Source organism: Xanthobacter sp. ZOL 2024 (assembly GCF_052932325.1).
In genome coordinates this window covers 2,464,152-2,486,518 of record NZ_CM128808.1, presented here as the reverse complement: position 1 = coordinate 2,486,518, position 22,367 = coordinate 2,464,152, and the positions used below count along the sequence as shown (strand labels likewise).

Here is a 22,367-nt window from a genome sequence, read left to right as displayed (position 1 = left end):
TCATTTGAACAACGCTTCAATGTCCGACATTGGCCGGAACAATTTCAACGGCTGATCCGGAAACGGTAGAAAGCTTTCTCGCTCATAGAAGCGCCTCGCGCTCTCGTCCTTGGCGTCCACGATCACCGCAAAGGATGCGATCTCGCTGCGCACGGCCCGGTAGAGCGCATCAGCAAGGAGACACCGACCGTAGCCTCTTCCCTGGTAGCGCTGATCGACAGCGAGGCGACCTAGCAATGTTGCCGGGATCAGAGGGTAGCGCGGCAGCTTGCGAACGACGGCCGCGGGCAGTTCCGGAAGCCGTACCGCCGTCGACGAGAGCGTGTAGTATCCGGCGATGCTGCCGTCCTTCAGCACGAGGACAAACGGGGCCGCCATCTTCTTCCGGGCGTCCTGCCCGGCCTGCGTATGGAAATATCGGTCGAGTGGCTCTACACCGCTTACGAATCCCGATCGGTCATGCTGCGCGCCGAGAACCTCGACCCGCAGAACGTCATCCGCTTCTTGCCCCACGCTCAGACGCCCGTTCTCTCACGATAGCGGCGAACGGTGTCATGCAGTCGTTCATTGACCGGCTGTGGTTCAATCAAGGCTTGGACGAACGCCTGGCTGTCCCGCACCGAAAGTTCCAGATGTTGATGTTCCTCGATGGCACGCCGCGCCGCGTCCTGTACGCTTGCCAAAACGAAATCCGTCACGGTGCGTCCTTGCAAGGCAGCGGCATGTTCGATCAGGCGCTTTTGGTCAGCGGTTACGCGCGTCTCGAGGCGTTCCCCTCGGACACGGCCAGTCGCCGGCCCCTTTGCTGCTTCAGCCATTTTCGACCTCCAATTTACCCGGTAAACGTACGGCCAATGGCCGGATAAATCAAGATGCGGGGCCGGTCGACGAACACGACTGCGCCGCCGGACATGAAGCGGACGAGCTGATCTCATCGAGCGGTCGGCCACGAACCCGGCAACGCCGGCCCAACTCAAAAATTGTGCGGCAGGTTGTTGCACAAACGCCGTAGAGCCATGATCTTGCTTTCCTAGGATCGGGTGGGCCCCGAAAGGCCGCGTGTTTTCCCTGATATCCGTGCTCAGGCGGCGCATCCGGATCTGGTGCGCCTCGTGCTTGTTCCCGAACGAAATGAGAAGACAAGGCCGAATGTTCAGTGCCCTTATCAGCTGGATCGAGAAACGCAGGCAGATCCGCCACCGCTGGCAGCGGGACGCGCGGGTGACGATCGAGAGGCACGGACGCCTTGCCTACTACGAAGCGCAGCGCTTGGCCGCGCGCAGCCGGATTGAAGGAGACAACTCCGGCTTCTGGCATTGGGCCAAAGTGGCGTCGAAAGTGGCGCGACTGTCGCCCATCGCGGAAATGGACATAAAGGTCGTGCAGGCCATTGCCGACGAGGAAATACGGAAACATCAGAATCCTTGAGCAATGCTGGAGGGGGAAAGCTTTCCCCCTGGCCGGCACTTCGTTGCCGGCACGCCCCTGCTGCGGGGAGCCCCCGCAACGCCCCCTGAGAGTGGGAGCACTGACCGGGTTTGCCGCAACGGGATAAGGGCTGGAGGAGAGGCCTCCGACGCCCGTCACGGAGAATCAGATGTCCATCCGACCAAGCCGATACAAGACATCGCGTGACAACCTCCGACTGGGCAGAAACTTCCCTCGCAATTCACACTGCTTGCCGCTCAGAGGAAAATGAGCTTCAAACAAGGCCGTGACTTGCAATGAGGTGCGCCGTGGTCGAGGCTTCCGACGAAACCAAAGAGAATAATCATCTTGAACTTGTCGCCGACATCGTGGCGGCCTTTGTCGGCCACAACACTGTCTCCACAGCGGAGCTCCCCGCTCTGATCCAGAGCGTCCATGCGACACTGGGCAAGCTCGGGACGGCACCTGAAAGCGTTGTCGTCGAGGAGTTGAAGCCCGCCGTGCCCGTCAAGCGGTCGGTGACGCCCGACTTCATCATCTGTCTCGAAGACGGCAAAAAGTTCAAGTCGCTGAAGCGGCATCTGCGATCCGTCTACGATCTGACGCCGGAGGCTTATCGCGAGAAGTGGGGCCTGCCGAAGGACTATCCGATGGTCGCCCCGGCCTATGCCGCGGCGCGTTCGCAGCTTGCCAAGACGATGGGGCTGGGGCAGGTCCGCAAGAAGGCTGAAGAGCCTGCCCCGCCAGCACGGAAGACCCCCGCGCGGCGTAAGACCGTCGCCGGCTGATTGCGGAAGCGGTCTTTCATTGGAGAAGATGGCTCGCGGAGGGCGCCTGCCGTCCGCTCGCGTGTCGCTCAAGCCAGGCACGTCACAATTCCATTGTGGCCTGAGCACCAAGACGGCCTGAAATCCGGGGCCACGCTTCGGTGTAGTGCCGGCTTTGAGGGGAAAGCCTTCTCCGGCTGCCGGGCCCAGGGTCTCTCAGCCGACTCTTGTCTCGCGGGGAGACTCCGCAACGCCCCCTTGAGAGTGAGAGTGCGGACCGGGTTTCCGTGACGGGTTGAGGGCCGGAGAGGAGGTCTCCGGCGCCCGTCGCGGAGAACCGCGATGACGAGACATCACTGCAGCGGCCGCGCCGGCTCCAACCGGGCGAGCCTTTATGACGACATCACCAACAAGATCATCGCCGAGCTGGAGACCGGCCGGGTGCCCTGGGTCCAGCCGTGGGGCACATCCGTGGCGAAGGCGCCGCTCGATCTGCCGCGGAACGCCACCACGAGCCGGACCTACAGCGGCATCAATATTCTCATCCTCTGGGGCGCCGTCATCGAGCACGGCTTTCCGGGCCAGAGCTGGCTCACTTTCCGCCAGGCCCTGTCGCTCGGCGGCAATGTGCGCAAGGGGGAACGCGGCACCACCGTCGTCTATGCCGACCGCTTCGTGCCGGGCGAGGAGAAACGCCGCGCCCGCGAATCCGGAGAGGAGGCCCAGGCCGTCCCCTTCCTGAAACGCTTCACCGTCTTCAACGCGGCGCAGTGCGAGGGATTGCCCGAAGACATCGCAGCCACCGCGCCGCCGCCACCGCCCGGCCTGATTGAGCCCAGGGTCGAGGCGCTGATCAAGGCGACCGGCATCGACTTCCGCATCGGCGGCAACGAAGCCTACTATGTCCCGTCCGACGACTATGTGATGGTCCCGCCGCCCCAGGCCTATTTCCAGCCCATCGATTGGCATCGCACCGCACTGCACGAGCTGGGACATGCCACCAGCCATCCCTCACGGCTCAACCGGGAGTTCGCCCGCTCCTTCGGCACGCGGAAATATGCCTTCGAGGAATTGATCGCCTTATCTTGACAGTCTGCACCGATTGCCAGTGTCATTCTGAAGTCGATGCAACAGGACTGACGGAGGCGTTATCCAGGCCGGCCGCAGCGCTCCCACATAGCTGGCGGAGGCCGGCCTGGATAGCGCCGGGCAAGTTGAACTCCTTCGTTGATGCTGGACTCCCCGGATGGGGGTCCGGGGGAAGGTTGAACAACTTGTGGACAGTGTAATCGCAGCTTCGAGCATTACGATTCAGGAGCGCAGATCGGCGGAGGGTCTTGATACCCATGTCCCGATGATCCTCCGGGACGGGGTGCTATACGATCCTGATCTGGATCGTTTTTTCCGCGACCTTCCTCTCAACGGCGTTCGCTCCCGTCATTCCCTTCGCGCCTATGGCTACGATGTTCTCGTCTGGGCTCGTTTTCTTTCGGAGGCCCGCGCCAAGACGATATGGCAAGCCGACCGGCATGATGTCCTTGCCTATCATCGCGTCCGCCGCCGCGCCGACGCGGGACAACGCATTTCCGCTGCGTCCTGGAATCGCGCCGTTGCCTGTCTCGATCGGCTATATCGCTGGGGTGTGCAGGAAGGACTGATTGCGGAAGCCCCCTTCACGCATCGCTCGGTCTGGAGGCAGGGGTACACCGGGCGCCGGTCGCAGGTGGCAGCGCGGAACGATGCCTATGAACCTGCCGCGCGTCGAGCGGACGTCAGTTTCGTCACGCTCGAAGACTATCGGCGCTTTCGGGATGTCGGCCTGAAGGCGCTTTTGCCTGACGGCAGCACACGCCCCGGCGCCCGAGATCGCAACGGTATCCGCAATGCGCTCTTCGCCGATCTCCTCGTAACCACAGGGCTTCGGCTGGAAGAAGCATCATCTCTCTTCGCCTCCGATCTCGTTTTCGCCGATCAGCATTCGGGCCGTCAGGTCTGGCTGGACCTGCCGGATGCACAGACCAAGGGTGATCGCGGTCGCCAGATCCTCGTTCCCGCTCGACTGCTCGAACAGGTGCGCGCCTATGTCGATGTCGAACGTGCTCATGCCGTCGGGAAGTTCCGGCAGCGCTCGGCGTGGCGGTCGATCGACCGACCGATCTTCGTTCATCGGGATCAGCATGCTACCCGGCTGCGGCTGATTGATGGCGGCGATGTGGCACTCGACCTGCTCGACCCGGAGGAACGCGGTCGGTTCATTGTCTGCGACAGCGACGGCACACCGAGCGAACCGGCGATATTATGGCTTTCGGAGATCGGCTTGCCGGTGCAGCCGAACTCCTGGGAAGTCGCTTTTGCCCGTGCCTCCAGCCGGTGCAGATCCTTCGGGTTCGATATCAACATCAGCCCGCACCAGCTCCGCCACACCTTCGCCGTTCACATGCTGGCGATGCTTATCCAGCACCGCCTCCGCGATGCTACCTTGCCTGCCGGGCCGATGGAGGGATATCGGCAAGTTCTTGGCGATCCTCTCCAGCAGGTGCAACGGCTTCTCGGCCATGCCAGCCTGACAACGACCTATATTTACCTCGACCACATTGCGACGCGCGCCGATACCGTCGATGCGGCCGTCGAGGAACTCCTGGGGCTGCTCCCCTCGGAGGCCTCGTTATGAGGGGGCGTCCGCGCAAAGGAACCGCGGTGCGCTTTGCGCGCGCCGATGGCGCTGTTCCCCCGCACGCAGGCGATCCGGTGCTCGGTCTGCGCTTCAACATCGAGGCGCGCTATGGCGGAACCGTCGAGGTTGATCTTGTCAGCGAGCGTCCGCGAGCCATCGCTGTCGCGTTTGCAGGTGCCCTCCGGCGGCAGTCCGAGCTTGGCGGATCGCTCGGCGCGCGGAGCACCATCAAGCAGCATCTCGCTGCGTACCTTCGGTTTTTCGCATATCTGCGTGAGCACTCCACGGCAAAGACGCCCGCCGATCTGCGTGCTGACGATCTCGATGGGTATGAGCATTTCCTCGAAGCTGGCGGGATGACCCCGATCCACCGGCACACCGTTCTCGCCAAAGCCATCCTCGCTCTGCGCTCGATCGATGCCGACCAACCTGGCCTTCTGGTTGAAGGGGTCCGTTACCGGTTGAGCTACACCAGCGCACAATCGGCCGGACGATCCCGACCGCGGGATGCCTATAGCCCGTTTGTCGCGCGGCAACTTCGGGACGCTGCCCGCCGCGATATCGCCAGGATATTCCGGCGGATCGGGAAGCCGCTCGATGAAGACGACAACTATCCCAACCTTCGCAGAGTGACCGATGAGGCCAATGCCCGGATCATCGCCTCCGGCAGGCTCAGCAGTGGGGATCGCGCCTTCAAGAGCCTCTATTTCATGAGGCTGCGTCGCGGTCTGCCGGTTTCCAACCTGTCCGAGGATCTGCACGCACGTTTCCATCTGTGCGCAATGGATATTCCGCCTCTACTGACCTTCCTGTCACTGGAGACCGGCCTTGAGATCGAGTGCTGCAAAGCCTTGACGATCAACTGCCTTCAGAACCCCGGACCCGGCACGATCGAGATCTCCTATGTGAAGCGCCGTGCCCGCGGCGCTGAGCACAAACGCATTCGCGTTCGTGACGGCGGGATCGGAACACCGGGCGGTCTGATCCGTAAGCTGATCGAGGCCACGGCCTTCACCAGGCAGTTTGTCCCGAGTGATAACCTTTGGCTTTATTACTATACCGGGCCTACGCAGCTCCGGGCGGGTATCGAGCATCCACATGAGCTCGTCGACCGATGGACCGCAGGCCATGGCATCGTCGATGACAATGGTGAACCTCTTCGTCTCGTTCTCTCCAGGCTGCGCAAGACCCACAAGGCGCTTTGGTATCTGAAGACCGAGGGGCATATGACCCGCTTCGCCATCGGGCATACGCCGGAGATCGCCGCTCGCCACTACGCGGATATCCCCTCGCTGCGGCCGCTGCACGAAGCCACCATTGCCGACACGTTTTCGGAAGTTGCCGCAATGGCCACCCCGATTATTCTGGCACCTGCCGATGAAGTGTCCTGGCGGCAATGCGATGCAGCGCCTGAGGAGCATGAGGAACGCGACGGTATCCTGCGTGGCGAGCAGGACGTTTGGCTGGCGGCATGCTCCGGTTTTGACCGTAGCCCCTTCGGGGCGCCGGGAACGCCGTGCCCGCAGCCGTTCTGGGGCTGTCTGGAGTGCCGCAATGCGGTCATCACCGCGCGTAAGCTGCCAGCGATCATAGCGTTCCAGCAGTTTATCGAGGAGCAACGGGCCAGTCTGTCCGCCTCAGACTGGGCCATGAAGTTTGGCCGCGCCCATGCTCGCATTGCCGGGCAGGTTCTGCCGGCATTTCCCGAGAGCATGGTTGCCGCAGCCCGCCGTGAGGCGGAAGTGCATGCGCTCTATCTGCCACCGGAGGCCCGGCAATGAAGGGATTGTCGCCAGCAGCTTCCAACTCCCTGCAACTCGATCAGCGCCCGGTTCTTGCAACCGCTCCGTTGAAGCCTGGCTTTGATCGGGATTCCCTCTCTCGCTACGGCGATCCAAGCTGGGATCTTGGGCCGGCCGTGTTTCGTGAGAACGCCCGCCGCTGTCACGTCACCGTGCATTTCACGTCGGTCGAGGACGCGTGTGTCCGCGACGCATTGCGCGAGTTCCTCTACGCCCGCCTCAACGTCGACCTGCCAGGTCACCGCAAGATCCTTCCTCCCGGAAGTGTCCGGCAGATATTCAACCGCGCGCGGCGCTTCTTCGATTTCGTGCGCGATGAACTTGGCGTTGTCGATCTACACCGGGTCGACCAGTCCCTTCTGGACCGATATGCCCGCCATCTCAGGGATGATCGTGCCCGTCGCCCGATCATCGTCGCTCACTTGCTGGAGATCCCATTCGACCTCCATGTGTTGCGGGACTATCTTCCCTCTGGCGGCCTGGCATTCCAACCGTGGGCAGGACGCGCACCTGCGCGCGTCGCGGGTTATCGTCATGCTCCCGAGAACCGGACGCCGCGCATTCCTGAGGCGATCATATCGCCGCTGCTGGCCTGGTCGATCCGATATGTCACCGAGTTTGCTGCCGATATCTTCGCGGCCCGCGAGGAGATGGATCGTCTCGAAGCGCATCGCGCCATGCTTGTCGAGCAGGACAGCCCCCTCGACCGTCATGGCCGACGGCGCGAGCAGCGCAAGCGGCTTGAGGATTATTTCAGGCGGCTTCGCAATGAAGGTCGCGGGGTGCCAATCTGGGGTACCGCCCATAACGGCATATTGCTCCGGCATCCCGAGACAGGAGACGTGTCGCCACCTGTCAACGCCCACCTGCTTCATCTGCATATCGGCATCGACGCCCGCGCCGAGAAGCGAATGCATGTTCAACTCGCAAGTGGTGCGCCCGATCTCATCGATGCCGCTCTACGCGAACTCGGCGTGGAAGCTGGAGGGATGGATACGCCGATCGCCATTCTGCCTGAGACCGGCAAGCCGTGGCGACCCCGCTTCGACACCAAGACCCTCGCTGCGGAAGAGCGCATGCTGCAGTCGGCGGCCTACATCCTGTGCGCCTATCTGACCGGCATGCGGGACTGCGAAGTCCAGGCGATGCAGCATGGATGTCTTTCGCTGGCGCGCAGCGAAGACGGCATGATCATGCGCCATCGCGTGCGATCCGTCGCTTATAAGGGCAAGTCCGCCCGAGGTGAGCCTGCCGAGTGGGTCACCATCGAACCTGTCGCTAAAGCTGTCGATGTTCTGGAACGCTTATCCCTTCGGGCAACATCAGCGCGTGGGCTGACGACGCTCTGGCCAGTGCTCGCGGCCAAATCGGTCTGCAAGGATCACCTCTCGGCTGAGGTAGTTCGCCAGCTCAACCTCTTCCGGGACCACCTCAACGACCTGTTCGGCACGTCTGACGCGCCAGCGATCCCTGACGGGCCAAGTGGACAGCCATGGCGCATCACGACGCGGCAGTTCAGACGCACGATCGCGTGGCACATCGCCAACCGTCCGTTCGGCACCATCGCCGGCATGATCCAGTACAAGCATGCGTCAGTCGCGGCGTTCGAGGGATATGCCGGCTCCAGCCGATCCGGCTTTCGGGCCGAAGTCGAGAACCAGCGGAGTCTCGGCCAGCTCGATGACCTGTTGGTCTATTTCGACGAACGACAGGCCGGGGCCAAGCTGTCGGGGCCTGCGGCGGCACGTATCGCAAAGACGCTCGACAGCATATCGGATGATCTAGGCCCGCTTCCGGCCATGATCGCCGATCGGGCCCGGCTGCGCACCATGCTCGCGAGCCTCGCGCGAACATTGCATGTCGGCGTGCTGGCCGATTGCTTCTTCGATCCCGGTACGGCCGCCTGTTTGAAGCAGGCCACCGGAGCCAAAGGCCCGCTGACCGCGCTTTGCCAGCCGACTCTTTGTCCAAATGCCTGCATCACCGCGAGGCACCGGCCAGTATGGGCACGTTCCGCCCAGGAAGCCGCAGACCTGTTGAAGGAGAAGCGGCTGTCTACGCTTCAACGGCGCATCCTTCAGCAGGATCTCGAGCGGGCGAAGACGGTCCTCGACAGCATCGACAAGGACCAATCCGCGCCCGGCTCCTGAGGGGAGCTGGGTGCTCATTCGCCGGTGGCCCGCCCGGCGTGCTCGGAGCGCGCGATGCCCGACGCATCCGCGCAACGGCTGACGCCGTCCTCCGCTCGCGCTTCGGCTCTGCGAGTGCGCGGCCGCGCCTGAGACATCGCAATCCGCTGCTCCGACGCCGGGACAGGCCCCGGCGGAGAAGGAGCAACAATCATGACAAGAGAAAAAATCAGGAACAGCCGCCCGAACGGGCGGCAGGAGAGGAAGAGGACTGCCGGAGTCGGGCGGTCGGTTGAAGGGGCGAGAGAGGCTCGCGCCGCCGGCCACGGAGATTCCACAATGAGGAATACCTCGTCATCCGTCCAGCGCGCCGACGTCTATTCCCGCGTCACCGCAGAGATCATCGCCGCGATCGAGCAAGGCGCCGGCGAATGGCGTGCGCCCTGGTTCCATAACGGGTCCAGCATCGCGCGCCCGACCAACCTCTCCTCTGGCAAGCGCTATCGCGGGATTAATACGCTGGCCCTCTGGGCAGCGGGCTTTGCCGCCGGATATGGCGATGGCCTGTGGGGCACCTACAAGCAATGGCAGGATGCCGGTGCGCAGGTGCGGGAGGGAGAGCGTTCCACCACTGTCGTGTTGTGGCGGGAGATTCAGGCTTCCCGGCAGGCCGACAAAGAAGACGACGATGACGACCATCGCCGTATGTTCGCCCGCGCATTTTCCGTCTTCAACATCGCGCAGGTTGACGGCTACGAGCGCCCGGATACGCCCATGCTGCCCGAGGCTGAACGTCTCGCCCATGCCGAAGCGTTCATCGCGAACCTGGGCGTCAAGACTGAGTTCGGTGGGTCGGAAGCCTACTACCGCCCGTCAGCCGACACCGTGTTCATGCCACCGTTCTCCTCCTTCCGCGACGCCGCATCGTTTTATGGGGTGTGGCTCCATGAATGTGGGCACGCCAGCGGCTCCAAGCACAGGCTCGACCGCGATCTTTCCGGGCGCTTCGGTTCGGCCGCCTATGCCGTCGAAGAATGCTGCGTGGAAATTCTCAGCGGGCTCGTCCTCGCTGACCTTGGCGTCGCCCACCATCCGCGCCCCGACCACGCCGCCTATGTCGCCTCGTGGCTAAAGGTCCTGAAGGACGATCCTAAGGCCATCTTCACCACAGCGAGCAAGGCGCAGCAGGCAGCCGACTGGATGCACGCCCAGCAGCCCCAGGCAGAGGAGATGGCAGCATGATCAGCCTCATCTTCACTGCGGAAAAATTTCAGATTGGGGCTGGACTGTCAGGATATATCGCCGAGATGAATGCGGCCTTCTGCTGCGCCGCGCTCGGCATCGTGCCGACCGTGCGCCATGCCGACTATATAGGCTCCTGGCTGGAGGTCCTTCGCGAGGACAATCGCGCCATCGTCCGCGCCGCCTCCCAGGCGAGCAAGGCGGCGGACTGGCTGCTTTCTTTCCTGCCGGACGATGAGCCCCAAGGCGTCGCGGTTGAGGCCTCCATGGACAGGAGGGTGGCATGATCCTCCTCACCCCTGACCTGCGGGAGCGCCTCATCGCCAATGGCCGTGAGCACGACGTCGACCACATCCCGGTCGTCAAGTTCTTCAATCCGCTCGGTGAAGGCGTGTGGCTCGCCACCGAGCTGGCAGCGGACGGGGACACCTTGTTCGGCCTCGCCGATCTCGGCTGTCCCGAGCTCGGCAGCTTTTCGCTGGAGGAGATGGCGTCGATCCGCCTGCCGTTCGGCCTCGGGATCGAGCGCGACCTCCTCTTCACCGGCCGCGTTCCGATCTCGATCTGGGCGGAGACCGCCCGCCATGCCGGCAGCATCCGCGCAGCGGAGCAAGTCCTCTCTGCCATCGCGAAGGACCGGCCGAACAGCACCTGATGCCCTTCCGCGGCGGACCGGCGGCGACCGTGATCTCGACCCGTGGAACCGCACAACCGGAAACCCGCAAGCGCATAAACCTGGAGACCCGGCTTCACGACAGTCCGGTTCTCCGGAACCGCGGCGCTGCCCTCTGAGAGGAAGAGGGCGGCGCTTCGCGTCGTGACGGGTTTCAGCCCGAGAGAAAGGCTCTCGGCGCCCGTCGCGGAGCAAATCCCGATGGCACCTGCCGTTCAGAAGATCACCCTGTCGTCCTCGCGCGACATCCCCTTCAACAAGCTGGTCCTCTCCCAGTCCAACGTGCGGCGGGTGAAGGCCGGCGTCTCGATCGAGGACCTCGCGGCCTCCATCGCCCGCCGCGGCCTCATCCAGAGCCTCAGCGTCTTCCCAGTGGTGGATGCCGAGGGCAACGAGACCGGCATGTTCGAAGTCCCAGCTGGCGGCCGGCGTTTCCGGGCCCTGGAGATGCTGGTGAAGCAGAAGCGGCTCACGAAGACCTCACCCGTCCCCTGCGTGGTGCGCGAGCGCGACAGCGCGGTCCTGCCCGAGGAGATCTCGCTCGCCGAGAATATCGAGCGTGCGCCTTTGCACCCCCTCGACCAGTTCCGTGCCTTCCAGGACATGCTGGAAAAGGGCATGACCGAGGAGGAGATCGCCGCCGCCTTCTTCGTCCCGGTCCAGGTAGTGAAACAGCGGCTCAAGCTCGTCTCCGTGTCGCCGGCGCTGCTTGACGTCTATGCCGAGGACGGCATGACGCTGGAGATGCTGATGGCCTTCACCGTCAATCCCGACCACGCCCGCCAGGAACAGGTCTTCGAGGCGATCCGCAACACCTGGCAGAAGGAACCCTGGCAGATCCGGCGGATGCTGACCGAGACCTCGGTGCGCGCCTCCGACAAACGTGTCCTTTTCGTCGGCATCGGCGCCTATGAGGCGGCCGGCGGCACCGTCATGCGCGACCTGTTCCAGGCGGACGACGGCGGCTGGCTCGATGACGTCGCGCTCCTCGATCGCCTCGTGGCCGAAAAGCTGAACATGCTGGCCCACCAGATCGCCGAGGAAGGCTGGAAGTGGATCGAAGCCGCGATCAGCTTCCCCTATGGCGCGACGAACGGCCTGCGCAGGCTCCCCGGCACGCCGGTTCCGCTGACCGCCGAGGACCAGGCGACCATCGACGCGCTCAATGCCGAATACGCCAAGCTCGAGGCGGAGTACGAAGCGGTGGACGAACTGCCCGACGCGGTCGATGAACGCCTCGGCGAAATCGAAGCCGCGCTCGCGCGTCTCGACGAGCGGCCACTCCGCTACGAGCTCGCCGACATCGCCCGCGCCGGCGTCTTCGTCAGCATCGACGCGGAGGGCGCGCTCTCGGTCGATCGCGGCTATGTCCGTCCCGAAGACGAAGCTCCGGCCAAGCCCGAAGGCAGCGAGACGCCGGACGAGGACACCACCGATGACGATCCGGCGGCGCCGGCCGTGCAGCGCGCGGTCATCACCGTCGGCGGCCAGCCCACCGATCCCGAAGAGGACGACGAGGCCATCAGGCCGCTGCCGGAACGTCTCGTCATGGAGCTGACCGCCCACCGCACCCTCGCCCTGCGGGACGCGGTGGCGCACACCCCGCATGTCGCCTTGACCCTGCTGCTCCACAAGCTGGTCTGCGACACCTTCGAGCACCGTTCCGCGGCGGGTTGCCTGGAAGCGAGCGTCCGGCACGTCTTCTTCCCTGCCCAGGCCGACGACCTGAAGGACAGCCTCTCGGCGAAGACCATCGCCGAGAGGCATGAGGCGTGGAAGCTCGATGTCCCGGCCGATGATGACGCGCTGTGGGACTGGCTCGCCGGGCTCGACGAGACCAGCCGCATGGCGCTCCTCTCCCATTGCGTGAGCTACGGGGTGAACGCGCTCCACGAGAAGCCGAACCCCTATGGCGGCAACGGCGTCAGCACCCATGGCCTGCAGGTCCGCCTCGCCCAGGCCGACCGGCTGGCGCGGGCGACCGGGCTCGACATGGTCGAGGCGGGCTGGCGGCCGACCTTCGCCAACTACCTCAACCGCGTCACCAAGCCGAGGATCCTCGAGGCGGTGCGCGAGGGTGCCGGTGAACGCGCCGCCACATTGATCGCCCACCTCAAGAAGGGCGACATGGCCAAGGAGGCCGAGAGGCTCCTTGCCGATACCGGCTGGCTGCCGGAGCCCTTGCGCCTCGGCGCGGACGAGCCGTCCGTGGACAACCCCACGGAGCAGGAGGCCGACGCCTTACCCGAATTCCTCACCGGCGATGACGAGGAAGCGCCAGCGGGCACCGACGACGCTCACGAACACCTGAACGCCGCCGAGTAGCGCTCACCGGCGGGACGGACCGTTCGTCCGACCTCTGGTCCCCCCAATCACCTCCAAGGCCCGGCATCCCCCCGGGCCTTTTTGTTTCCGGAGACGCCCGCAGCTCTTCGATTGATCGGCCGATGGGTTGACCGCCGATGCCAAGGATGCGGTGAGCGAGGCGCTGCGCGACCTGGCTCACTGGCTCTATCGCCAGCTCGAGCGCGAATACGCCTATCTGACCTCGGACGAGCAGATCGACGAGGCCATCCGCGCCAACGGCTACACTTTCACTGAAGCCGGCCGTCGTTTCGGCTGAGCCTTCCTCGAGCTTCCGGCACTCTGTTGCAGCCGGCGGCCTTCAGGATCGGAGCGCAGACACGATATCGGTCTGCGCGAAGTCCCCGCCGACATAGAGCAGCGGGCAGGCTTCCTCCTTCGCCACCTCATAGGCGAAGCAGTCCCCGAAATTGAGCCCCGCCGGATGCACGCCCTTGCCCCAGCGCGCATAGGCCTCGGCGATCCGGCGCGCCGCCGCCGGCGTGACATTCATGATGGTGAAGCCGAGGCCGTCGATCAGACGGATCATCTCCTCGCCGACATCCCGCCGCGCCGACACGATCAGCGCCTCGGCGACGGTGCCCGCCGAGATCACGATCTCGTCTTCGACTTCCAACGCCGCGATGCAAGCGTCTGCCTCCGCTTCCCCCAGCACGATGGCCATCAGGGCAGAGGTATCGACCGCGATCATTTCGGCAGGCCGCCGTCGCCATAGAGAAAGTCCTGGCTGCGCGCGGCACCCGGCCCAGCCTTCGCCTTGGCGGCACCGGCAGCGCGCACCGCCTCAAGCAGCTTGCGCCGCCCCTTGGCATCCGGAACGGCGCGGACCGGCACCAGCCGCACTGCCGCCTGGCCGTGTCGGGTGAGCACCACCTCGTCACCGGCCTCGGCGCGCCGCACCAGCTCGGTCAGCTGTCCCTTGGCCTCGGTGACGGAGATGCGCATTGAAGCTCCCTCTGGCGCCCTTCGGGCTCCACATTCCATGGGAGAAATGGACCATTACATGGTCCATGTCAACGCGCCGCTGCGGCCGAGAGGGAGAGGCCGGCCGGAACGGGTTTGAGCCCCGCGGGTCCCAGAGAGAGCGCCGGCGGGCTCGCCCGTGACCTGCTCTCCCGAGATCTGCTCCATGCTCCCTGCCTCGCTTCGCGCGGCCGCCCCGGCCGCACCGCTCCCGCGTGCCTCCGAGAGGTCATCCGCCGCGGCCATCCTGACCGCCGCCCAGCAGCTCCTCCCCCATCTTGAACGCGGGCATCCCGTCGACGCCGCTACCCTGCGCGCGGCCATGGAGACCGCCTTCGGCGCCTCCGATGCCGCCGGCGTCTGGGACTGGAAGGCGGTCTATGACGCCTGTGAGGCCGCCACCGTCCTCATGCTGCGCAAATACGGAAAGGCGCTGTTCCGCAAAGCCGCGTCTCCGGCTGCACGACTTTCCGCACTGACAAAGATCGCCGCGCTGCTGCCGACCCACACCCGGCGCTCCGCGGAAAGCCAGGCGCTCCAGCAATTCTCCACCCCGATCCCGCTCGGCCTCGCCGCGCTGACGGCGGCGGCGGTGACGCCCGATGACGTCGTGCTGGAGCCCTCCGCCGGCACCGGGCTCCTCGCCATCCTGGCCGAGATCGCCGGCGCCGGGCTCATGCTCAACGAACTGGCCGACACCCGCGCGGATCTTCTTTCCTCCCTCTTTCCGGCCGTTGCCGTCACCCGCTTCGACGCCGCGCAGATCCACGATCATCTCGGTCCCGCAGCCGTGCCCTCCGTCGTGCTGATGAATCCGCCGTTCTCAGTCCTGGCCCATGTGGAGGGCCACGTGCGGGAGGCCGCATGGCGCCATGTCGCCTCGGCGCTGGCACGCCTTGCGCCGGGCGGGCGCCTAGTGACGATCACCGGCGCCAATCTCACCCTCGACAATCCCGCCTGGACCGCGGCCTTCGCCCGGCTGCAGGAGCTCGGCCGCGTCGTCTTCTCCGCGGCGATCGACGGCTCGGTCTACGCTAGGCACGGCACGACCTTCCCGACGCGGCTCACCGTCATCGACAAGCTGCCGGCCGACGATCCTGCCGCCTTTCCGAGCCCGCTGGGCATCGCCCCCGATGCCGCTACGCTCATGGCATGGGTTGGCGCGCATGTTCCGGCGCGGACGCCGGTCGTGCTGCCTGCCGCTCCGGTCGCGGCAACGGCCGCCGCGACGCCCCGCACCGTGCGCGGTTCTGTCAGCCGCTCCGCCAAGGCCGCGCCGCCGGTCCCGCTCTCCGAGCCGGACGGCGTCGAGCTCACCTATGAGACCGTCGACTGGCGGCCTGCCGAGGCCGGCCACATCACCGACGCCATCTATGAAGAGTACGGGCTTCAGGCGATCCGTATTCCCGGCGCGACGGCGCATCCGACCCAGCTCGTCCAGTCGGCCGCCATGGCGAGCGTCGCCCCGCCGAGGCCGGGCTACCGGCCGCGCCTGCCGGGCAACGTCCTCGGCCTGCTGTCCGAGGCGCAGCTCGAGACCGTGATCTATGCGGGCGAGGCCCATTGCGATCATCTCGCCGGCGCCTGGATTGTCGACGCCACCTTCGATGTCGTCACCGCCGCGCCGGAAGACGCTGAGGCCGCTGTCCGCTTCCGCCAGGGCTTCATGATCGGCGACGGCACCGGGGTCGGCAAGGGCCGCGAGTCCGCCGCCATCATCCTCGACAACTGGCTGCAAGGCCGTCGCAAGGCGGTCTGGATCTCGAAATCCGACAAGCTGATCGAGGACGCCCAGCGCGACTGGTCGGCGCTCGGCATGGAGCGCCTGCTGGTCACGCCGCTATCGCGCTTCCCGCAAGGCAAGCCGATCACGCTGCCGGAAGGCATCCTGTTTACGACCTATGCCACGCTACGCTCCGACGACCGCGGCGAGAAGGTTTCGCGGGTTCGGCAGATCGTCGAATGGTTGGGCGCCGACTGGGACGGCGTCATCATCTTCGACGAGGCCCATGCCATGCAAAACGCCGCCGGTGCCAACGGCGAGCGGGGCGATGTCGCCGCCTCGCAGCAGGGCCGTGCCGGGCTGCGCCTGCAGCACGCGCTGCCTGCCGCCCGGATCGTCTATGTCTCGGCCACGGGCGCCACCACGGTCCACAACCTCACCTATGCCCAGCGGCTCGGCCTCTGGGGCGGGGAGAACTTCCCCTTCGCCACCCGGGCCGAGTTCGTCGAGGCGATCGAGGCCGGCGGCGTCGCGGCCATGGAGGTGCTGGCCCGCGACCTTCGGGCGCTCGGCCTCTACACCGCCCGTTCGCTCTCCTTCGCGGGCGTGGAATATGAACTCGTCGAGCACGAGCTGACGCCCGAGCAGACCCGCATCTACGACGCCTATGCCGGCGCCTTCGCCATCATCCACAACCATCTTGACGCCGCGATGGAGGCCGCGAACATCACCGGCAGCACGGGCACGCGGAACCGGCAGGCCAAGTCCGCCGCTCGCTCGGCGTTTGAGGCCGCCAAGCAGCGCTTCTTCGGCCATCTACTCACCTCGATGAAGACGCCGACGCTAATCCGCTCAATCACGCGCGATCTGGCGGAGGGCCATGCCGCCGTGGTCCAGATCGTCTCGACCGGCGAGGCGTTGATGGAGCGCCGTCTCGCCGAGCTCCCGACGGAGGAGTGGAACGATGTCCGCATCGACATCACCCCGCGGGAATACGTCCTCGACTATCTCGCTCATTCTTTCCCGGTGCAGCTCTACGAACCCTTCACGGACTCCGAGGGCAACCTGTCGTCGCGGCCGGTCTATCGCGACGGCCAGCCGGTCGAAAGCCGGGAGGCCGTCGCCCGGCGCGATGAGCTGATCGCGAGGCTCGCCAGCCTGCCGCCGGTTCCTGGCGCGCTCGATCAGCTCGTCCAGCATTTCGGGACGGACGTTGTCGCCGAGGTCACCGGCCGCTCCCGCCGCATTGTCCGCAAGCCGGGCGGCGCAACCTGGCCCGACCGGCTCATCGTCGAAACCCGTGCCGGCTCGGCCAATCTCGCTGAGACCCAGGCCTTCATGGACGACCAGAAGCGCGTGCTGGTGTTCTCCGACGCCGGCGGGACCGGCCGCAGCTATCATGCCGAGTTGTCGGCACGAAACACGCGGTTGCGCGTCCACTACCTGCTGGAGGCCGGCTGGAAGGCGGACACCGCCATTCAGGGGTTCGGCCGGACGCACCGCACCAACCAGACGCAACCGCCGCTGTTCCGGCCGATCTCGACCAATGTGAAGGCCGAGAAACGCTTCCTCTCGACCATCGCCCGTCGCCTCGACACGCTGGGCGCGATCACGCGCGGCCAACGACAGACCGGAGGCGCAGGCCTCTTCAGGCCGGAGGACAATCTTGAAAGCCGCTACGCCCGCGACGCGCTGCGCCAGCTCTATCTCCTTCTCGTGCGCGGCAAGGTCGAAGGCTGCTCCTTGCAGACCTTCGAGGCGGCCACCGGCCTCAAACTGATGGACGCGGGCGGCATCAAGGACGAGCTTCCCGGCATCACGACGTTCCTGAATCGCATGCTGGCGCTCACCATCGAGCTTCAGGGCGTGCTGTTCACCGCCTTCGAGCAGCTCCTCGCCGCGAGGATCGAGGGCGCCATCGCGTCCGGCACATATGACGCCGGGCTGGAGACGCTGCGCGCCGAGAGCTTCGTCGTCACGGATCGCCGGACCATCTACACCCATCCGCGCACGGGCGCGGAAACCCGGCTGCTGACCATCACCGAGCGCAGGCGCAACCGCCCGGTCACGCTCGCCGAGGCGCTCGGCCATCTCGGCGATCCGCGCGCGATGCTCCTCGTCAACGAACGGTCGGGCCGCGCCGCCGTGCAGATCCCGACCACCAGCATCATGCTGGATGACGGCGAGATCGAGCGCCGCGTCCGGCTGATCCGGCCGATGGAAGCTCAGAACGTCCCGGTCAGGATGATGGCCGAGACCCATTGGGTCGATGCCGACCGCGAGGCGTTCACCTCGGCCTGGAACACCGAGGTCGCCGAGGTGCCGGAGTTCTCCGACGCCGCGCTGCACATGGTCACCGGGCTGCTGCTGCCGATCTGGAAGCGCCTGCCGGATGAGTCCACCCGAGTCTATCGTCTCCAGACCGACGAGGGCGAGCGGATCATCGGCCGCCGGGTCTCGCCCGCCTGGGTCGCCCAGGCCGCCGCGACCGGCGCGTCCACGCTCACGCCGGACGACGCCTTCACCGCGCTGATGAGTGGTCGGACCATCCTCGATCTCGCCGAGGGCCTCCAGCTGCGCCGCGTTCGCGTCATGGGTACCCACCGCATCGAGCTCAGCGGCTTCACCGACGCGATGCGCGAACGGCTCACCGCCTACGGCCTGTTCCACGAGATCATCTCCTGGAAGCTGCGCATGTTCGTGCCGACCGATGCCCAGGGCCCGGCCGTGCTCGCGCGCGTGCTTCACCGCTATCCGATCGAGCGCGTCGGCGAGCGGGAGGCGGCGTGATGTCCCGTCCCGATGCCGCGGACCTGGCGTACCGCCTCGGGCAGCATGCCGAGGCGGTGTGCCGGCGTTATCTCTCCAACGGACGGCGGGAGGGCCATTATTGGCTCGTGGGAGATGTCCGCAACACGCCGGGCCGCTCCCTGTTCGTACGGCTCAGGGATTCTCCGAAAGGCCGTGCCGGCAAGTGGACCGACGCCGCCACCGGCGAGCATGGCGATCTCCTCGACGTCATTCGCGAGGCCCTGGGCCTCGTCGACTTCCGCAACGTCGCCGAGGAGGCCCGCACCTTCCTCACTCTGCCACGGACCGAGCCAGAACCGAAGAACGCCCGGCGACCCGTAGCCTCGGCACAGGCCGGCTCGGCAGACGCAGCACGTCGGCTCATCGCAATGACGCAGCCGATTTCGGGCACAATCGTGGAAACGTATCTGCGGAACCGCGGCATTGCGGCTTTGCACGGAACCGAAAGCTTGCGTTTTCATCCGCGCTGCTACTACCGGCCCGACCTGCATGCGCCGACCGAGATCTGGCCGGCCATGATCGCCGCCGTCACCGATCCCCACGGCAGGCTCACCGGCGCCCACCGCACCTGGCTCGACCCCGACGGCTTCGACGCCATCCGGCTCGGCAAGGCGCCCATCGACACGCCACGGCGGGCCATGGGCGATTTGCTCGGCAATGCGGTCCGGTTCGGTGTGTCGGGCGATGTCATGGCGGCCGGCGAGGGTATCGAGACCGTGCTCTCGCTCCGCTGTGTCCTGCCCGGCATGGCGATGGCCGCGGCGCTCTCGGCGGCTCATCTCGCCACGCTCCTGTTCCCGGACACGCTCCGCCGGCTTTACATCGTGCGCGACAACGATCCGGCCGGCGACGGGGCGCGGGACCGCCTCATCGAGCGGGCGGACGCAGCCGGGATCGAGGCCATTGTGCTGTCGCCGGAACTCGGGGACTTCAACGAGGATCTGTGCACCTTTGGCATTGAGTCGCTTCGGGCCGGCGCGCGGGTCCAGCTCGCCCCGCAGGATGTCGGCCGCTTCCTGGCATCGGCCGCATAGCCGGAAGGGGATCGAGGGGGCGGCGAGCGCCGTCGGTCCCGCCCGGAGGCATCCCGCCGTCAGAGAGGACCGCGCCGTGGCCTTCCGAGAGGGCGATCGGGCCCACAAACGGGCCGGCCCGGCAATGGCGGCGGCCGACGATTTTCCGGCGCGCGGGCAAAGCCCGCGCTTTCCACCGCGAAGCAAAATCGCCGGCCTTGGCCATCAGGGCCCCCGCGCGAGCGCGAGGGCTGCCAAGCCGTCCCGCCTGTGGGCTTCCGCCGCCATGAAGGCCGCGACGGTCGCGGTCCAGCCGACGGAGCATCCCATGAGCGAGCACGACGACGAGCCGCACCACGCTTCTTCCCCGACCGATCATGTCCTGACCGAGCTTCAGCTTTATGGCTATCGGCCCCTCCCCGACGAGCCCGACCCTCGGCCCGTGCCCGATGACACCCATCTCGCGGGCGCCGTCACCGATATCTTCGATGCCCTGATCGCCACCCTCGCCGACACGTGCCTCGAGCCGGACCTCGACGAGGTGTTGTGGTCTGAGGTCAACCTCTTCCACCGCGCCATAGGCCGGATCGCACGCGAACTCGACGACAACGAGCAGGCCCAGCGCCGCTCCCAGCAGGAGCAGGACGGCAGTGAGGTCAGGTCCGTCGAGCTGGAGCGCCTCACCGCTGAAGGGCAGACGCTCATCGAGCGGAGAGATGCGTTCGAGCTGATGCGCGACGAAGCCGCCGAGCACTATGAGCGGCACACCGGAACGCCTTGGCGGGCGCGCACCGGGTCCCTGGTCAACCACAAGGCCATGACCGCTGCGATGATCGACAGCCGCGACTTCCTGATGGCCAAGAAGCGCGCCGAGCAACAGGTGCTCCTGCCGCCGGGGCCGAAGGTCGCCTTCACCGGCGGGCTCGACTTCAACGACCACCGCCTCATCTGGGATGCCCTCGACAGGGTCCACACCAAGCATCCCGACATGGTGCTGATGCACGGCAAGTCGCCGAAGGGCGCCGAGAAGATCGCCGCCCGCTGGGCCGACCACCGCAAGGTACCGCAGATCGGCTTTGCCCCCGACTGGATGAGGCACGGCCGCGCCGCCCCCTTCAAGCGCAACGACCAGATGCTCGCGGTGCTGCCCATCGGCGTCATGGTGTTCCCGGGCACCGGCATCCAGCAGAACCTCGCCGACAAGGCGAAGACGCTCGGCATCCCGGTCTGGCGGTTCGGCGGCGCCTAGGCGCCGCTTTCCATTCGCAAAAGGTCGCTCGGCCAGCTTGGCGTATCTGCGCCTTTCCGCAGACCCGCCTTTCAGCCCGCCTCGCCCGTCACGGCGATCCGCGCCGCGCGGGCATAATGGGCCAGCTCCGCGTCGTTCTCGATCAGGGCATCGAGCAGCGCTTTCATGTCGTTCTGGTCCGAGACCGACTGGAACGGCCCGGGCTGCCGCTCGATCGCCAACACCGCGATGGCCAGCGCCTTCTTCACCAGATGCAGGTCGCGCCCCGTGATCTCCGGCATGACTTCGCACCCCCCAATGCCCCTTCGTACCCCATCTTAGCGGATCAGCCGCGGGTGGGTGAGGCGACCGCGCGGCACGATGCGGCCGACCGGGGCTCCGAGCCACGGCTCCTGTCGGCGAAAGACATCCCGCGTCCTGGGCGCTGATCCTCGATCCGGTCGGGGGCCTGGCGCCCTCAACCCACGAGGGGTCGGCTACGCGAAGCGTGCCGCCGCTCCGGCTCCACCTGCGCGGTGATTGCGGCCCCGGGCCGGACCCATCGGGCGCCTGTCGCGCGGGGATGTCCCCCGCCGCAGCACAGGAGCCGGATCCATGTCTCAAGCCCTCTCTCTTGCGCAGGCCCGTGGCTGGAACCTCGCCACCACCCTCATGGTCTGCGTCGTCGTCTTTCTTGCCGATGCCGACACCTACGGGGTCATGCCGGCCGACGAATATGACGGCGATGTCGGCGCCGTGGTCCATGAATTCGATCCCTTCCGGACATGAGGAGGCAAGACCGCGTTGCGGCGGCGGGCGGAACTCTGCAGGGATTTCCGCTCCCGCTCGCGTCGGTCTGACGCTATGATCCCGATCGCGCCGTGGTGGTGGTGGAAGGCGCAACCGGCAAACCGTTGCTCGGAGACCACCGCCATGACCCTCCTCTCCATCCTCGGATCGCTCGCCGCCATCGGCGTCCTGTGCTGGCTGCTGTTCACGCTCGCCGTCTTCGCCTTGCCCTTCTTCATGGGTGTCACCGCCGGCACCTGGGTCTACGGCACCGGCACCGGTTGGCTCGGCGCCATCGTCATCGGCCTTCTCGCCGCCGGTGCGACCTTCGCCATCGGCCAGCTCCTGCTCCTTTTCGCGCGGCCGCTGTGGCTGAAGCTCCTCGTGGTGCTGGCCTTCGTCGCCCCGGCGGTCGTTGCCGGCTATGCGGCCACCCATGGCATCGTGAAGCACACCATGCCGTCGGAGACCTGGCAGCTCATTTTCTCGGGCGTCGGCGCGCTGGCGGTCGGAATCGTTGCGTTCATTCGGCTGACGACGCTGTTCCCGCCCGAAGGGTCCGGACGGGGCTCCGCCGGCGCCTGATTCTCATGTCCGGCGGGGGTGACGGACGCAGGCCGGCTTCAGGCTCATGCGTCCTCCTCATGGTGGCGCTCGGCGATGGAGCTGCGAGGCTCGGGCCGAGAGCGAGGTCGACCGCAAGGCCGGCCCATTGAGGCAAAGCTCCGGGGGCGGTCTATAGCTCGATCGTCCGAGGCCCA

At 66.1% G+C, this 22,367-nt stretch carries 18 protein-coding genes and 3 pseudogenes; 16 read left to right on the top strand and 5 right to left on the bottom strand.

Translation table 11 applies throughout. From position 1 onward, the window contains the following. Nucleotides 1-513 carry a GNAT family N-acetyltransferase gene (locus ACU4E7_RS11450; RefSeq protein WP_447018924.1) on the bottom strand — a complete coding sequence of 171 codons (513 nt, stop codon included), beginning with the start codon at nucleotides 511-513 and terminating at the stop codon, nucleotides 1-3. A 2-nt stretch (nucleotides 514-515) separates the two neighbouring features. Continuing rightward, nucleotides 516-818 carry a type II toxin-antitoxin system TacA family antitoxin gene (locus ACU4E7_RS11445; RefSeq protein WP_447018923.1) on the bottom strand — a complete coding sequence of 101 codons (303 nt, stop codon included), beginning with the start codon at nucleotides 816-818 and terminating at the stop codon, nucleotides 516-518. A gap of 331 nt (nucleotides 819-1,149) precedes the next feature. On the opposite strand from ACU4E7_RS11445, the gene ACU4E7_RS11440 reads away from it, so the two are divergent. The 11 genes and pseudogenes from ACU4E7_RS11440 to ACU4E7_RS11390 all read left to right on the top strand — a co-directional run. Beyond that, nucleotides 1,150-1,428, top strand: coding sequence for a hypothetical protein (locus ACU4E7_RS11440; RefSeq protein ID WP_447018922.1), 279 nt, complete (start codon nucleotides 1,150-1,152; stop codon nucleotides 1,426-1,428). A 308-nt stretch (nucleotides 1,429-1,736) separates the two neighbouring features. After that, complete coding sequence (locus ACU4E7_RS11435; RefSeq protein ID WP_447018921.1) at nucleotides 1,737-2,216, top strand: MucR family transcriptional regulator; 480 nt, start codon at nucleotides 1,737-1,739, stop codon at nucleotides 2,214-2,216. Between the two features lie 321 nt (nucleotides 2,217-2,537). Then, nucleotides 2,538-3,275: pseudogene (locus ACU4E7_RS11430) on the top strand (ArdC family protein); the annotation flags it as partial. A gap of 166 nt (nucleotides 3,276-3,441) precedes the next feature. After that, nucleotides 3,442-4,866, top strand: a complete 1,425-nt coding sequence (locus ACU4E7_RS11425; RefSeq protein WP_447018920.1) for a tyrosine-type recombinase/integrase — start codon at nucleotides 3,442-3,444, stop codon at nucleotides 4,864-4,866. After that, a complete protein-coding gene (locus ACU4E7_RS11420) occupies nucleotides 4,863-6,650 on the top strand; it encodes a hypothetical protein (RefSeq protein ID WP_447018919.1) in 1,788 nt (595 codons plus the stop codon). The genes ACU4E7_RS11425 and ACU4E7_RS11420 overlap by 4 nt, the downstream gene beginning before the upstream one ends. Continuing rightward, the gene (locus ACU4E7_RS11415; RefSeq protein WP_447018918.1) at nucleotides 6,647-8,821 is read left to right on the top strand and encodes an integrase; all 2,175 of its coding nucleotides are present in this window, start codon (nucleotides 6,647-6,649) and stop codon (nucleotides 8,819-8,821) included. Before ACU4E7_RS11420 ends, ACU4E7_RS11415 begins: the two co-directional genes overlap by 4 nt. Nucleotides 8,822-9,139: 318 nt before the next feature. Further along, nucleotides 9,140-10,042, top strand: coding sequence for an ArdC family protein (locus tag ACU4E7_RS11410; RefSeq protein ID WP_447018917.1), 903 nt, complete (start codon nucleotides 9,140-9,142; stop codon nucleotides 10,040-10,042). A 56-nt stretch (nucleotides 10,043-10,098) separates the two neighbouring features. Then, nucleotides 10,099-10,329: pseudogene (locus ACU4E7_RS11405) on the top strand (zincin-like metallopeptidase domain-containing protein); the annotation flags it as partial. Continuing rightward, complete coding sequence (locus tag ACU4E7_RS11400) at nucleotides 10,326-10,697, top strand: DUF2958 domain-containing protein (protein ID WP_447018916.1); 372 nt, start codon at nucleotides 10,326-10,328, stop codon at nucleotides 10,695-10,697. The pseudogene ACU4E7_RS11405 and the gene ACU4E7_RS11400, both read left to right, overlap by 4 nt. Nucleotides 10,698-10,916: 219 nt before the next feature. Beyond that, nucleotides 10,917-13,040 (top strand): DNA-binding protein, encoded by a 2,124-nt coding sequence (locus ACU4E7_RS11395; RefSeq protein WP_447018915.1) that lies wholly within the window; start codon nucleotides 10,917-10,919, stop codon nucleotides 13,038-13,040. A 127-nt stretch (nucleotides 13,041-13,167) separates the two neighbouring features. Next, nucleotides 13,168-13,338: pseudogene (locus tag ACU4E7_RS11390) on the top strand (antitoxin of toxin-antitoxin stability system); the annotation flags it as partial. A 42-nt stretch (nucleotides 13,339-13,380) separates the two neighbouring features. On the opposite strand, the gene ACU4E7_RS11385 reads toward ACU4E7_RS11390, so the two are convergent. Together ACU4E7_RS11385 and ACU4E7_RS11380 are read right to left on the bottom strand one after the other, a co-directional pair. Next, nucleotides 13,381-13,770, bottom strand: coding sequence for a type II toxin-antitoxin system VapC family toxin (locus tag ACU4E7_RS11385; RefSeq protein ID WP_447018914.1), 390 nt, complete (start codon nucleotides 13,768-13,770; stop codon nucleotides 13,381-13,383). After that, complete coding sequence (locus ACU4E7_RS11380) at nucleotides 13,767-14,024, bottom strand: type II toxin-antitoxin system Phd/YefM family antitoxin (protein ID WP_447018913.1); 258 nt, start codon at nucleotides 14,022-14,024, stop codon at nucleotides 13,767-13,769. The genes ACU4E7_RS11385 and ACU4E7_RS11380 overlap by 4 nt, the downstream gene beginning before the upstream one ends. A gap of 184 nt (nucleotides 14,025-14,208) precedes the next feature. On the opposite strand from ACU4E7_RS11380, the gene ACU4E7_RS11375 reads away from it, so the two are divergent. The 3 genes from ACU4E7_RS11375 (at nucleotide 14,209) to ACU4E7_RS11365 (ending at nucleotide 20,838) form a co-directional block, all read left to right on the top strand. Next, the gene (locus tag ACU4E7_RS11375; RefSeq protein ID WP_447018912.1) at nucleotides 14,209-18,555 is read left to right on the top strand and encodes a strawberry notch-like NTP hydrolase domain-containing protein; all 4,347 of its coding nucleotides are present in this window, start codon (nucleotides 14,209-14,211) and stop codon (nucleotides 18,553-18,555) included. Further along, a complete protein-coding gene (locus ACU4E7_RS11370) occupies nucleotides 18,555-19,610 on the top strand; it encodes a DUF7146 domain-containing protein (RefSeq protein WP_447018911.1) in 1,056 nt (351 codons plus the stop codon). Before ACU4E7_RS11375 ends, ACU4E7_RS11370 begins: the two co-directional genes overlap by 1 nt. Nucleotides 19,611-19,875: 265 nt before the next feature. Then, nucleotides 19,876-20,838 (top strand): SLOG family protein, encoded by a 963-nt coding sequence (locus ACU4E7_RS11365; RefSeq protein ID WP_447021622.1) that lies wholly within the window; start codon nucleotides 19,876-19,878, stop codon nucleotides 20,836-20,838. Nucleotides 20,839-20,909: 71 nt separating this feature from the next. Here the strand turns inward: ACU4E7_RS11365 and ACU4E7_RS11360 are convergent, their stop codons facing one another. After that, complete coding sequence (locus tag ACU4E7_RS11360) at nucleotides 20,910-21,119, bottom strand: hypothetical protein (protein ID WP_447018910.1); 210 nt, start codon at nucleotides 21,117-21,119, stop codon at nucleotides 20,910-20,912. A gap of 313 nt (nucleotides 21,120-21,432) precedes the next feature. Between ACU4E7_RS11360 and ACU4E7_RS11355 the strand changes: the two genes are divergently transcribed. Together ACU4E7_RS11355 and ACU4E7_RS11350 are read left to right on the top strand one after the other, a co-directional pair. After that, nucleotides 21,433-21,606, top strand: a complete 174-nt coding sequence (locus ACU4E7_RS11355) for a hypothetical protein (RefSeq protein ID WP_447018909.1) — start codon at nucleotides 21,433-21,435, stop codon at nucleotides 21,604-21,606. Between the two features lie 144 nt (nucleotides 21,607-21,750). Next, the gene (locus ACU4E7_RS11350) at nucleotides 21,751-22,191 is read left to right on the top strand and encodes a hypothetical protein (protein WP_447018908.1); all 441 of its coding nucleotides are present in this window, start codon (nucleotides 21,751-21,753) and stop codon (nucleotides 22,189-22,191) included. Nucleotides 22,192-22,367 lie beyond the last annotated feature (176 nt).